Genomic DNA, 13,457 nt, shown 5'->3' with positions numbered 1-13,457 from the left:
AACTTTCAAGTACTTATTTTACTTTTTCTAATCATAGTCTACCCAATCAAACCATTAAAAATAACTATAGCTAGTGGGGGCCCACTAGCTATAAAGAGTTTGACGTTTTAAGGGGGGAACCTTAAATCTCTCTCTCCGTATAATATTCATGCAATTATAATGCCAATTTTAAATTTGATTTTTGTTAATCTATATCCTTCTGAAACTTTTTCATAAAACTCTAGTGCTAAGTCCCGTTTTACTATATCATTTATTGAATAAAGGTTATAAATATAGTTTCTTTAGTTTATTTTCCTAATCTTTTCACACGTTTAAACATATTTTTACTTGCTGTAGTGTATTATTTGGTACAGGCCCATTGGCATTTGCTACATATTTATTTAAGCTATAAACCCTACGACTAAATAGCCTACTAAAGATAGGATAACCCCTGCAATAACATAAGGAAAAGAAGTGCTTAAGTGCTCTCCAAAAGAAGTATCCGCCATTTGTGAGGATAGAGGCGATATTACATCTGCTACAGCACCTCCAGCCCATACTGTCCCTACCATGATTTCGATATTGACACCAGAATTTAAGGCAAAATTCACTGCTAAAGGCATAATCAGTGCCCAAGTAGCCCATGATGATCCAATCGTATAAGCTATAACTCCAGCTATTAAAAACAGTACCGATGGTATCAACATTTTAGGAATACTCTTTATGAAACCTTCACTGATTAGCTTATTAAATCCTAATTCTTCTGTAACGATTGTCAGTGCCCAGCTTAGAACCAATATAATGAGTAGAGAAACGACCTTTTCAGCACCTATGATGATGTGGGCTTCTATTTCAGCGAGACTAATTTTCTGAAACAAGAAGTATATACTTGTAATAAACAAGGTCAGCATAATACCTGCAAAAATCGAGACATTAAACTTGGCGGCACTGATTGCTCCAAAAAATGTTGTCGCATCTTTTCTTCCTGTCCACCAAAAGAAGAACACAGTACTTATAAGTAATATCACCACAGGAACCAAAAGATTTGAACTTTTTTTCGGGTATTCTTCTATCAGTTTACCAGTGCCTGCTTCCTTCTCTATATGGCCTTTGGTAAATTCATCTTCCTCTTCCATTGTCTTTCCTATTCTAAATTTGCCAAACCCTAATCCAAATATAGTAACACCAACGGCAATCAAAATCATAGACCAAGAGAAAAAATTCCATAATACACTCTTTACTACAATTGTATACGCACTTCCAGGTATTCCTTTACCTTTGATATTATTCGTAACGAGTCCCACCATATACCCTAAATAGGCTGTAGCAATAGGAATTAACAAAATAAGCTGTAGACTTGTTACAGAAAGAATGAAGGCAAATTTTTCTTTTGAACCCTTTACCTTTTGCAGTATAGGACTTAGCATGGTTCCTACAGCAATGGTATGAAAAGAACTATCGAAAAAGGTAAACAAACTTAGAAACCAAGCCCATGCAAAGACTCCTTTTTCGCCTTTTATCCATTTACCGACCCGATCACTAAAACCGGATATGCCACCAGCCATCTCAATGAGGTCTGCAAGTGCACCAAAAGCAATTAGAAAACCAAGGGTATATGCACTGTCCTCACTGACAACAGCATCAATAATATAACCACCGATAGCAGTGATACCATTGAACAGGGACCTTGTATGTAAAAACGCACCTACTACTACTCCTGCAAACAAAGCAGGTATCAGCTTTTTTGTCTTAAAGGTTATTATGATAGTTATCAACGGAGGTATTATGGCAAGCCACTTCATATATAATCATCCTCTTTCCTTAAAATACTTTAAAATATTAAATGCTTCCTACTCAAATTCAAGAGTGAAATTTTTAGTATGCGAACAAGATATTTCAAGTTTAGTATTTGTTTCTCAAATTTTAATATTCTACAAACTTTCTTCAATCTAGTAATGGACAGCCCCCTAGCAGTATGATTGCTAGGCTTAAAAATTCGTAGAATGTAGAATATTAAAATATCAATTAACAAGAATCAAAGGCTGCCATATCCTTGGTAGCCTTTGATTGAACATCACCCATATTTTATTCATAATAATTATTCTTATTATATTCTCTTTTATGAGAATAACTTACTAACAACTTCACAATGGTATTACATCATAACAAATGCACGACATTGTTGTGCGCAATGTAGGCAAACCCTCGCGCAGTTTTGTGATTTAGGATCTGAAAATCTTGCGCACTCTCCACCACACACTTCACAAATACAGACACAAATATTTGCAATATGCTTTGCAAAAGTGCTGTTACGTGCGATATATTTAGCAGTTAATCCGCATATATCTGCACAATCGCGTAATAGATGCAGTTGGACTACTCTCGTATGAACATCAGGCATGTGTTTTAAATAGGCAATCATGTGTTCGCAAATTACCTCACAATCTTGAATTGTTCTTATAAGTTGTTCGTGATGCATCATATGATACATCATCATTTGATCATAGTTCCCATACTCCATATGAGAATGTTCTGGAATATGCTCAGGCATTCATATTTCCCCCTTATTTCTATTTTATATATTTACACTTCCAAAATTCTCTTTGATATATAGGGGTTCATCTTATCTAGCTCATTAGTATAAGAACTGATTCTTCCTGATAATCAATATCTATTAATAGTTTTGCCCCCTTAACATAATCACCCAATAATTCGTCTGGCTCGATCAGGATAGTTGGTTATAATTCCTGATACACCTAATTTTGAAATTAGCGAAAGTTCTATTGCCTCATTTACGACAAAAGTATTAATATCTATGCTGCTTTGTCGACAGTTTCTAACGAGTTCGGGTCTAATATTATAGAATAACGGATGGAGCGCATCCGCTTTTATTTTTTTAGCATATTCCCATGGCTCTACAAGAGCTGCCACATACAAGACACCCGTTTTTATTGATTGATTTAATTGTTTTATTTTCATTAGGCTAGTGTGATTAAACGAAGAGATAATAATTTTCTCTTTCATACGATAGTCTTTAATTCGCTGGAGCACTTTTTCTTCCAACTGTCTATAGGGAATAATTCCATTTTTTAATTCAATATTTAATAGAATATCTTTCTCTCTTAAAAGATCTAGTACTTCCTCTAGCACAAGAATCTTTTCTCCCCGATAGGCTTCCCCATACCAGCTACCAGCATCTAATCTTTTTATCTCCCGCAGTGTCATGTCGTTTATAAGACCTTTTCCATCTGTTGTTCGATCCACTTTCTCATCATGACATACGATTAAACGTCCATCTTTACTTAAATGTATATCTATCTCAATGCCATCAGCTCCAAAATCTAATGCCTTTTTATAGGCAGCAAGTGTATTCTCAGGAGCATCTCCCGATGCACCTCTATGGGCAATAACCAAAGGTCTCTTCAACGATACCAACCCCTTCCATATTCAATATATTCCTTGCTTTCTAAATTTGTCTCTTTTATGTTTCATATCTATCCATAAAACAAGTCTTGTGATTGAACTACAGTATAAATAGATTTTATCCTCAATAAGCTGCTATAGATATGAAGGCACCTAAATAATGTAAAAAGCCACATCATGAAAGTGGCTTTTTGTCTTTATGAAATAAACTTTTCTTTACTTTTTCACTTATACGTATTTCCACCGCTTAGCCATTCTCCTCATTTACTTAAATCATACCAAGTATAGCCATATTCTAGATTTGTCATCATCCTATTATTAAGAAGCAATCTAGCAAATAAAGTAAGATTGCCATATATTCGATTTGATATATGCCCACTAAACTTTGAAACCGAGTAGGAGCTGAATAATTATTCAGCTCCTACTCGATTACTTAAAGAAATACAGTACTGCCAATCCAAGTCCTAGCACTACAAACATAGGTAAATAAGCAGAAAAAGTATTTTTTTCTTGATGATGATTTTGGTGTTTCATCTCATTATTTGTTTGATTTCTAGTTGAATGATGATTTTGATGACCTCCACCACAACAGCCCATATAGACACCTCCTCTAATATAATAAAACGCGAACTAGAATCATTGCAATTTTTGTGCCATTTTTTATCCTATGGTTCTCCAATCCCGTTGATTAATAAATTTACAAGATTTAAGGTTTAGAAAATACAAAGGTAGGCTTAGCATAATTTTATTCACATATATTCCACTTCGTAAGAGATCTTAAAGCAATCGCATACAATTAACTTTCTTCTTACTCTCCCCGTTTACTTAAATCATACCATGTATAGCAGTATTCTGGATTCGTCATCATCCTATTATTGACAAGCAGTCTAGCAAACAAGGTGATATCTTTTAAACTCATGGCATTAAACTTTCTTGCAGATGTTACTACATATCCATTGTAGATATTTTTAAACTGCTTTCCTAGTCTCTTTCCTTCTTTCCGAAGGTTAAATATGAATTTCAAGTCTTCCCCTGCATAATACTTCTCATCAAACCCACCAAGCTTCTCAAAGGTTTCCCGTTTTGTATAGATCAATACTGCACTTACTCCTGTGATGTAAGACATCACAAGCGATCCGAAGGACAGTCCTTTATAGAATAATCCATCCTGATCTAACTTCATTTTTGCACCACCACCGATATACTCCCCTGTCTGCATAGCTTGGTAAACCAAATTAAATATGTTCTCACTCACCTCGCTATCTGCATCCAAGAAGCACAATATATCACCCTGAGCAGCTTTAGCCCCAGTATTTCTTACTGCAGATATGATATGACGTTCTTCCTGCACGATTCTTACGCCAAATATCTGGGCTATTTCTGCTGTTCGATCCTTTGAATTGTTATCAACCACAATAATCTCTATTTTCTCATTTGTTTCTACTTCAAAAAGTCTTGCTGCTTTGCTTACCGATAACAATGTATTATAAATTCTTTTCTCTTCGTTATATGCAGGTATAATTAAAGATATGGCTGGTCTCTTCATCTATCATCTCTCCTTATACAATTTCACAAGTTGTCTGTTCTTTATGGTTTAATACTACGAACTTCTTGTGAAGATTTTGTGAAGAGAAATGAAGAAAATTCTATTTTGTTATTATTGTTTCGGTAATACAATAGTGGTTTCAGTACCTTCGCCTAACTTACTATCCAAAGTAATTGTCCCTCCATGGGCCTCAATGATTTCCTTTGTAATCGTAAGGCCAATGCCTGATCCTCCTGTGGCTTTATCCCTCGATTTATCTACGCGATAAAATCTCTCAAAAATATATGGTAAATCCTCAGCTGGTATTCCAATACCCTCATCCCGGATTTTTATCACAAAGTTATTTTCTTGTTCTGCTGTTTCTATAGTTATAGACCCTGATTCCTTACTGTATTTAACACTATTTGAGAGAATATTTACGATCACTTGACTAAGTTTGTCTTCATCACCAAAAATCTCCTGGACACCACTCCTTACGGTGACAGCTAGACTTTTTCTTTGAATTTCCGTTTCAAAAGTCGTGACAATAGATTCAATAACCTTCTTAATATTAAATTTTCTATTATTTATTTTCTCTATTCGGCTCTCATACTTTGCTAGTTTAGTCAGGTCGCCTACCAGGCGATTCACCCTAAGAACTTCTTTATATATTCCCTCAAGCCTTCCATGGGTAGGTTGAAGCACGCCATCTACCAAGGCCTCCATGTTAATTTGAATCGCAGATAATGGCGTTCTTAATTCGTGAGAAACATCTGCTACAATTCTTTTTCTTATGCCTTCTTGTTCTTCTAATGTACTCGCAAGTAAATTAACCGAATCTGATAATTCTTTTATCTCGACCATATCAGATTTCACACGGATTCGTTCCTTTAAATTTCCTTTCGCAATTTCTTTTGTGACCTGTATGGCCTTTGTTATAGGATTACTAATCTGTTTTGCGATAACAAACCCTAGAATTAGAGCGCAAATTACAGAAATAATTCTAGTAATGTTTAATACATCATGTAAAGAACGGATAAAGCTCGAATCTCTCTCAGTAAAATAGAACGGTCCATAGTAGGTTATAATTAATTCCCCAGTGTTCTCGTGTCCATGTGCTAAGGAAATTCTTTTTGTCTCTAATTCACCTCTCCAAGAGTGAAAATGCTCTCTCATATTACGATTGATAGGACTTAATAATTCTTCTATCTTCTTTTTAGTAGCTTTTTCAGTATCATATATAATCTTTCCAGTAGAATCAACGATAGATATAACCAAACCATCTTCCAATGCTCTTAGGCTTGTCTCTTCGATCTTCTTTATGTTCCATTCTTCATGATACTGATGCATAATATCATGAACAATATTATCGATCTTTCTTTGATTACTGTCTTTTACAAAACCAATAAATTGTTTATCCACTAGCAAATTAGATAATAATACAATAATCGTAATAGTAGCTAAAGTAATGATCCCATGGGTGATGGATAGCTTTGTCCTCAATTTATGCTTCATTCTTTCCGCCTCCAAACTTATATCCAAATCCATGGACGGTTTGAATATACTTAGGGTTCTTTAGATCGTCTTCCACCTTCTGCCTTAGCTTCTTTATATGTGTATCGATAATCCGATCATACCCTTCAAAATCTTCCCCCAATGCAACATAAATCAGTTCATCCCGAGTATAGGTTTTATTCGGGTACTTTACCAACGAAAGGAGTATCTTATATTCACTGGGCGTTAGTTTTATCAATTCCCCTTTTTTTCTAACTTCATTGTTTATCAGATTAATTTCTAAGTCTCCATCATTAAAGGTCATTATATTAAAAAGGGGTACTGGGTCGCTCTCTGTTCGTCTTAAGACTGCTTTCACCCTTCCTACTAATTGCTTCCCGCTAAAGGGCTTCGTCATATAGTCATCAGCACCAATGTCTAGACCTGTCAATATATCTTCTTCTTCAACCTTTGCAGTTAACATGATAATCGGTGTCCGTGAACTCCTTCTGATCTCTTTACAGATCTCTTCTCCCGATAAATCTGGGAGCATGAGATCCAGCACTACCAGGTCTGGTTTAACATCCCTAAATGCCTTTAATCCTTCCTTTCCATTATGCTCCACATGAACGCTAAACTCACTGTGCTCCAAGTAGCTTCTCACTACATCCGTGATCATGTGTTCATCGTCAATTATCAAAATCTTTTTCTGTCCATCCATGGTAATCCATCCTTATACTCTACATTTTAGTTTTGTTCAATAATATATTCATTATATAATGGCCAAGAATTACATTTCTAGCGTATGATCTTTTAATATTATCTTTTCACGATTATTATATCCTCTAATCTACAGTCCTTCTTCAATCTATATGCAATTATATCTTTCAATCTATTCTAACATCATTATTGTATAATCCATCGATTTTAGGGAAATAACTTAAAACAAGTCGTTTCATATCAAATGTATGAAGTACTTGTAGATTAGCAGCGTCTATCTAAAAGATAATAGGAGTGATGTCCATGAAAGCCTTTATCAATAAAAACTCATGTATGTATTGTGGTTTGTGTGGTGGGGTGTGCCCTGATGTTTTCCAAACAGATATTAATGGCAAACCTATATCCTTAGATACAGAACTTAGTGGCGAATTACTTATGATGGCTAGGCATGCTGAATCTATCTGCCCTACTTGGTCTATTACAATAGATGATACTCTCATAAATACGAATAATTATACTTCATACTAAATTCAAAGAGTCTCTTTGGCAATGATTTTAGCTTACAATCATAACTACCAAAGAGACTCTTTTTTATGTTCTCCAGAAAATTGGGTAAGAATTTCGATAACTAAGTTGTTATTATCTGATTTTATTGTGCTTATAATGTGTTCTACCAAATCAAATAATCATTAAAATGATCTGTAATTAATCGTTTACTAATACAATAATATCAGGATTATACAAACAATAAATATTCTTTCCTCAAACAGTGTAGTTTAGGAATTGCAAAATAATAAACAATCACTTATTTATTCTTATGTATTCTATAACTGCTTTAAAGTTTTAACTTGATTCTACAAATAGGGATAATACCAACAACCATGTTGCTGGTATTATCCCTATTTCAAAATATAATTGTTAAATCCATCCTTAAGATCTACAATGTTCTAAATATTTAACAAGCAGTACTTTTTGCCAATATATTTTAGTTATAGATATTACTTGATTGAAGATTCCCGATTAAAAAGTTAGGTATTTTACTTCAATGTTTAAATTTATCCAAGTTAACATACGGAGATACTCCATGTAAAATTGTAGTCAGTATGCATCCTATTCCACATGGTATAAATCAAATAAGGGGTCTCGCCAATATCTAATTGTATAAAATATAATCACAAAAAGTATACCTTTTGTGACATTAGAAAATCATGTCACTAAATATCTGATTTCATATTTTGTGACATCACAAAATTATTCATGGTATTTATGTGACAGAAGTGATATATTGTAGAGGTAAAATTATAAAAAAAGGAGAACTTACATGTCTAAAATTGGATATATAAGAGTATCTACCACTGATCAGAATATGGACAGACAAGAAATGGCTTTATCTGATTTAGGAATTGATAAATTCTTTATGGAAAAAGTCTCTGGAAAAAATACAGACAGACCACAACTGAAAAAAATGCTTGAGTACGTTAGGGAGGGTGACACCCTATATATAGAAAGTATATCCCGATTGGCCCGTAGCACAAGGGATTTGCTTTCCATCGTACAACAACTTCAAGATAAAAAGGTAGACCTGGTATCCTTAAAAGAAAATATTGATACTACTACTCCTCAGGGTAGATTTATGCTTACTATATTTGGAGCCTTATCAGAGCTTGAAAGAGAAAGTACCCTGCAGCGACAAAGAGAAGGAATTGTTGCTGCACGTCTCAAAGGAAAACAGTTTGGAAGACCAAAAATTGATAAGCCAAAAGATTGGGATAAAGTCATAGGTCTTTGGAAAAAAGGTGAAATTACAGCTGTTGATGCTATGCAAAAACTTAATTTGAACCGTGGCACCTTTTATCGTCGAGTTAAAGAGCTTGGTGGGTTATAGAGTTTATTGAATATACCCACAGGATTGATATGTTATCCGAAGGGATTAAAGGAGATGTTTTATAGAATGGGAAATATCACACAATACATGGTTTTATTTGTTGGCAGCTTTTTAGCTGCAGCGATATCTGGTGCAGCAGGGTTTGGTGGAGCATTGCTGTTGCTTCCACTCCTCACAAATACAATAGGTACTACTTTGGCTGTTCCGATTCTTACGATTGCACAACTAATTGGAAACCTATCGAGGGTATTCATGGGGTTTAAGGTGATTGAATGGAAACCTGTGAAAATCTTTATATTAGGAGCGATCCCTATGAGCATAATAGGGTCTTTGTCCTTTATTGCTATTCCCAAAAGTCTCGTAACAAGAACTATAGGGGCAGCTATTATTCTATTTGTCATTCTAAAATATTATAAGCTGTTGAAATTTGAGGCGAATAATAGAGTAATGTTCATTGGAGGTGGAATCGTAGGGCTAATTTCCGGTCTTGTGGGAAGCGCTGGCCCAATTGGAGCCGCTCTTTTTCTATCATTAAACCTTTCTCCGGTTGCTTATATTTCTAGCGAAGCTGTTACAGCAGTGGCAATGCATATCACTAAAACGATCGTCTATCAGAAATATTTAGGCATAGGATCAAAGGAGATTTTCATTGGGCTTTTTATGGGAATTGCCATGATATTTGGTACATGGAGTGGAAAGAAGATCATTGAAAAAATGTCTAAAGAAAATTTCATGAAATTTGTTAGTATCTTATTGTCTTTAATAGGACTCCAAATGCTCATTATGGGCTAGCAGTAAGAATCTACTTGAAAGAATAGTCCGTTATTAAGCAAGATCAGAATTTAGATCGTCAGATGGATCAGTTAACACAAGCCGGTTGTGAGAGAATATTTTGTGAGAAAATAACTGGTACGAAAAAAGAGCGTCCAGAGCTGGATCGACTGCTTGATAACATTAGACCAGGAGATACAATCATTATAAGTGAGCTAACACACTTGAGCAGATCCACAAAAGATCTATTTCAAATTGTGGAGCTTATAGAGAAAAAAGGTGCCAATATAAAAAGCCTCAAGGAAGCATGGGTGGATACGACCACGCCTCAGGGCAAATTGATGTTTACAATCTTTGCTGGCATCAGTCAATTTGAAAGGGATTTAATCAGTCAAAGAACCAAGGAAGGACTTGCCAGTGCCAGGGCACGCGGTCGTAAGGGGGGTCGCCCATCCAAAAGCAAAAACGATGTTGACCTGGCTTTAAAGATGTATGATAGCAAAGAATATTCTATCTCTGAAATAACAAAAGCCACAGGCGTTTGTAAAACGAGTCTTTACAGGTATGCAGAACAAAGAGAGAAAAGCCGAAAATAGTATCAATAGAAACTACATTCGGTTAGGAGAGATGCTTTGTGAAACGTAACTGGGAAGTAGACGAATTGATCGAACATTTTACTTTTTTACCAAATGAATTATCTACGATTGGCAACAAAACAGGGGAAACAAGATTGGGTTTCGCTGTTATGTTTAAGTTTTTTCAATATGAAGCAAGATTTCCAAATTCAAAAGGTGAAATCCCTAAAACAATTATCGAATACATAGCAAAGCAAACGCAAACAGAAGCACGGCAGTTTGAGCTTTATGATATAAACAGCAGAACATTCTTTAATCATAAAGCACAGATAAGAGATTTCTTTGGCTTTCGTGAGCCATCGGCCGAAGATGCTAATAATATGACTGAATGGCTACGTAAGCACGTTTTATACTACGATCTGGATATAGATCATCTAAAAGTTGAAGCTTATAAACGGTTCAGGGAATTGCATATTGAGCCTCCAACACCAGATAGGATAGATCGTTTAACAAAATCAGCAATATACACCTATGAAAATCAATTCTTTCAGGATATATATAAGAAACTGTCTCCAGATTCAATATCTAGGATGGATCACTTAATTAAAGACCTGACTGCATATGATGAAAATGAACTTGATGGCAGCAATGAAGACAATATTTCTTTCAGTGAACTGCGCGCCGATCCTGGACGCATAGGCTTGGAAAGTGTATTTAGAGAAGTAACGAAACTAAAGACGATTCAACAGCTTGGACTTCCCAATGATCTATTTAATAATATCCCCCAAAAGGTTTTAAAAAAATATAAGCAAAGGGCTGTAGCTGAAGATTTGAGAGAACTTAGAAGACACCCTGAAGCTGTTAGGTATACTCTCTTATCAGCGTTCTTTTGGCTCAGATGCAGAGAAATAACAGATAACCTTATAGAACTGCTCATTCAGATAATCCACAGAATAAGTGTAAGAGCTGAAAGAAAAGTAGATAAAGAACTTATAAATGACTTTCGGAAAGTAAACGGTAAAACAGGTATATTATTTCAAATGGCAGATGCAGCACTAAGTAATCCAGACGGCATTATTCGTGAAATATTATTCCCTGTGGTAAGCGAGAGTACCTTAAAAGCTTTAGTAAAGGAATTTAAAAATACTGGTTCTGCATATAAGAAAAAGGTATATACGGTTATGAGAGCCTCCTATAGTACACATTACAGGCGTATGGTTCCAGAAATTCTAGACACTCTTGAATTTAGATCAAATAATGACATGCATAAGCCTGTAATAAAAGCATTAGAAATTATACGGAAATATTATCATATCGGTACCCATTACTTTTCTGAAACTGATTATGTTCCCATAGAAGGTGTAGTTAGACCAGGAATGAAAGAAGCTGTTATAGAAAGAGACGATGCTGGAAGAGATCGAGTAAACAGGATAAACTATGAAATAGTTGCTTTGCAGTCTTTAAGGGACAAATTACGTTGCAAAGAAATATGGGTAGTAGGAGCAAGCAGGTATAGGAATCCTGATGAAGACCTACCGACTGATTTTGAAAAACGCCGAGAAGAAAACTATAGTGCATTAAAGAAGCCCTTGGATGCGGATGAATTTATAAGCAGTATAAAGCAAAGCATGTATACTGCTTTGTCTAAGTTTAATGATGAAATCCCCAAGAATTCGAAAGTAAGATTATCCGATAGGAGTAATGGATGGATAACTTTATCCCCAAGTGCTCCGCAGCAGGAACCACAAAATCTATCAAAGCTAAAATCAGAAATACTTCATTTATGGCCAATGACTAATTTATTAGATGTTTTGAAAGAATCAGATCTTCGAATTAATTTCACAGATCACTTCAAGACTGTAGCCACGCATGAACGATTAGACCGATCTACAATACAAAAACGCCTTATATTAGCTTTATATGGACTTGGTACTAATACCGGGTTAAAGCGTGTAGCAGCTGGCAATCATGGAGAGAGCTATAATGATCTGCTGTATATCCGTAAAAAATTTATACATAAAGACAATCTTAGAAATGCCATATCAGAAATAGTAAATGCTATATTAAAAGCCAGAGTACAAGATGTATGGGGTGAAGGTACAACCACGTGTGCATCAGATTCAAAGAAATTTGGGGCATGGGATCAGAACCTCATGACAGAATGGCACATAAGATATCGGGGCCGTGGTGTAATGATCTACTGGCACGTTGAAAAGAATTCAACCTGTATTTACTCACAACTCAAATCTTGCTCATCTTCCGAAGTATCAGCTATGATCGATGGGCTATTAAAGCATTGTACTGACATGGAAATAGAAAAAAACTTTGTAGATTCCCATGGTCAAAGTGAAGTTGCCTTTGCTTTCTGCCACTTGTTAAACTTCCAGCTTATGCCCAGATTAAAGGCAATAAACTCACAAAAGCTTTATCGCCCAGATACTGGCATAAGTGATGCTTTCCCAAACCTTCAACCGATTCTTACTAGACCTATCAATTGGGATCTTATTCGGCAGCAATATGACCAAATGGTTAAGTATGCTACAGCTTTAAGACTTGGAACCGCTGAGACAGAAGCTATTATGAAACGTTTCACAAGAAATAATCTGAAACACCCAACTTATCAAGCACTTGCAGAGTTAGGCAAAGCTATAAAGACAATATTTCTGTGCCAATACCTTGATTCAGAGGAACTTAGAAGGGAGATTCATGAAGGGCTCAATGTCGTTGAGAATTGGAATTCTGCAAACTCTTTTATATTCTATGGTAAAGGTGGAGAAATATCAACGAATCGAATTGAAGACCAGGAAATTGCAGTGTTAAGTCTACATTTACTGCAAAACTGTCTTGTATATATCAATACCCTTATGATACAGCAGGTATTAACACAGAGCAGGATATACGATATTATGGCTCCTGAAGATTTCAGAGCACTGACTCCACTGATTTATACACATATAAACCCATATGGGCATTTTGACTTGGATATGGACGAAAGAATACCAATAGAAATAGCCATATAGTTAATAAGCCATCGCAACACTTCATATGATGTGGAGATGGCTTATATGTATTTAACATATATTTA

12 protein-coding genes are annotated in these 13,457 nt (G+C 35.3%); 5 read left to right on the top strand and 7 right to left on the bottom strand.

From position 1 onward, the window contains the following. Positions 1-380 precede the first annotated feature (380 nt). The 7 genes from HNQ80_RS07400 to HNQ80_RS07370 all read right to left on the bottom strand — a co-directional run bounded on the left by HNQ80_RS07400 (position 381) and on the right by HNQ80_RS07370 (position 7,142). Positions 381-1,781 (bottom strand): Na+/H+ antiporter NhaC family protein, encoded by a 1,401-nt coding sequence (locus HNQ80_RS07400; RefSeq protein WP_184309711.1) that lies wholly within the window; start codon positions 1,779-1,781, stop codon positions 381-383. Between the two features lie 353 nt (positions 1,782-2,134). Beyond that, a complete protein-coding gene (locus tag HNQ80_RS07395; protein ID WP_207726905.1) occupies positions 2,135-2,530 on the bottom strand; it encodes a four-helix bundle copper-binding protein in 396 nt (131 codons plus the stop codon). 149 nt (positions 2,531-2,679) lie between these two features. Next, complete coding sequence (locus HNQ80_RS07390) at positions 2,680-3,405, bottom strand: glycerophosphodiester phosphodiesterase (RefSeq protein ID WP_184309709.1); 726 nt, start codon at positions 3,403-3,405, stop codon at positions 2,680-2,682. A 426-nt stretch (positions 3,406-3,831) separates the two neighbouring features. Then, a complete protein-coding gene (locus tag HNQ80_RS07385; protein ID WP_184309707.1) occupies positions 3,832-3,999 on the bottom strand; it encodes a hypothetical protein in 168 nt (55 codons plus the stop codon). A 211-nt stretch (positions 4,000-4,210) separates the two neighbouring features. After that, a complete protein-coding gene (locus HNQ80_RS07380; RefSeq protein ID WP_184309705.1) occupies positions 4,211-4,948 on the bottom strand; it encodes a glycosyltransferase in 738 nt (245 codons plus the stop codon). Positions 4,949-5,059: 111 nt separating this feature from the next. Further along, positions 5,060-6,442: a sensor histidine kinase gene (locus HNQ80_RS07375; RefSeq protein WP_184309703.1), complete on the bottom strand. Its 1,383-nt coding sequence runs from the start codon at positions 6,440-6,442 to the stop codon at positions 5,060-5,062. Beyond that, positions 6,432-7,142, bottom strand: a complete 711-nt coding sequence (locus HNQ80_RS07370; RefSeq protein WP_184309701.1) for a response regulator transcription factor — start codon at positions 7,140-7,142, stop codon at positions 6,432-6,434. The genes HNQ80_RS07375 and HNQ80_RS07370 overlap by 11 nt, the downstream gene beginning before the upstream one ends. Before the next feature lie 302 nt (positions 7,143-7,444). Between HNQ80_RS07370 and HNQ80_RS07365 the strand changes: the two genes are divergently transcribed. The 5 genes from HNQ80_RS07365 (at position 7,445) to HNQ80_RS07345 (ending at position 13,392) form a co-directional block, all read left to right on the top strand. Next, positions 7,445-7,669, top strand: a complete 225-nt coding sequence (locus tag HNQ80_RS07365) for a ferredoxin (protein WP_184309699.1) — start codon at positions 7,445-7,447, stop codon at positions 7,667-7,669. Between the two features lie 793 nt (positions 7,670-8,462). Further along, positions 8,463-9,026 (top strand): recombinase family protein, encoded by a 564-nt coding sequence (locus tag HNQ80_RS07360; protein WP_184309697.1) that lies wholly within the window; start codon positions 8,463-8,465, stop codon positions 9,024-9,026. A 66-nt stretch (positions 9,027-9,092) separates the two neighbouring features. Continuing rightward, positions 9,093-9,818, top strand: a complete 726-nt coding sequence (locus HNQ80_RS07355; protein ID WP_184309695.1) for a sulfite exporter TauE/SafE family protein — start codon at positions 9,093-9,095, stop codon at positions 9,816-9,818. A 32-nt stretch (positions 9,819-9,850) separates the two neighbouring features. Further along, the gene (locus tag HNQ80_RS07350; RefSeq protein WP_330602799.1) at positions 9,851-10,393 is read left to right on the top strand and encodes a recombinase family protein; all 543 of its coding nucleotides are present in this window, start codon (positions 9,851-9,853) and stop codon (positions 10,391-10,393) included. A gap of 38 nt (positions 10,394-10,431) precedes the next feature. Continuing rightward, on the top strand, positions 10,432-13,392 hold the full coding sequence (locus tag HNQ80_RS07345; RefSeq protein WP_184309691.1) for a Tn3 family transposase: 2,961 nt from the start codon (positions 10,432-10,434) through the stop codon (positions 13,390-13,392). The last annotated feature ends 65 nt before the right edge of the window (positions 13,393-13,457 follow it).

Source organism: Anaerosolibacter carboniphilus (assembly GCF_014205875.1).
Classification (GTDB): Bacteria; Bacillota; Clostridia; order Peptostreptococcales; family Thermotaleaceae; genus Anaerosolibacter; species Anaerosolibacter carboniphilus.
The sequence above is the reverse complement of the archived record's forward strand: the minus strand, read 5'-3'. Positions and strand labels throughout refer to the sequence as shown.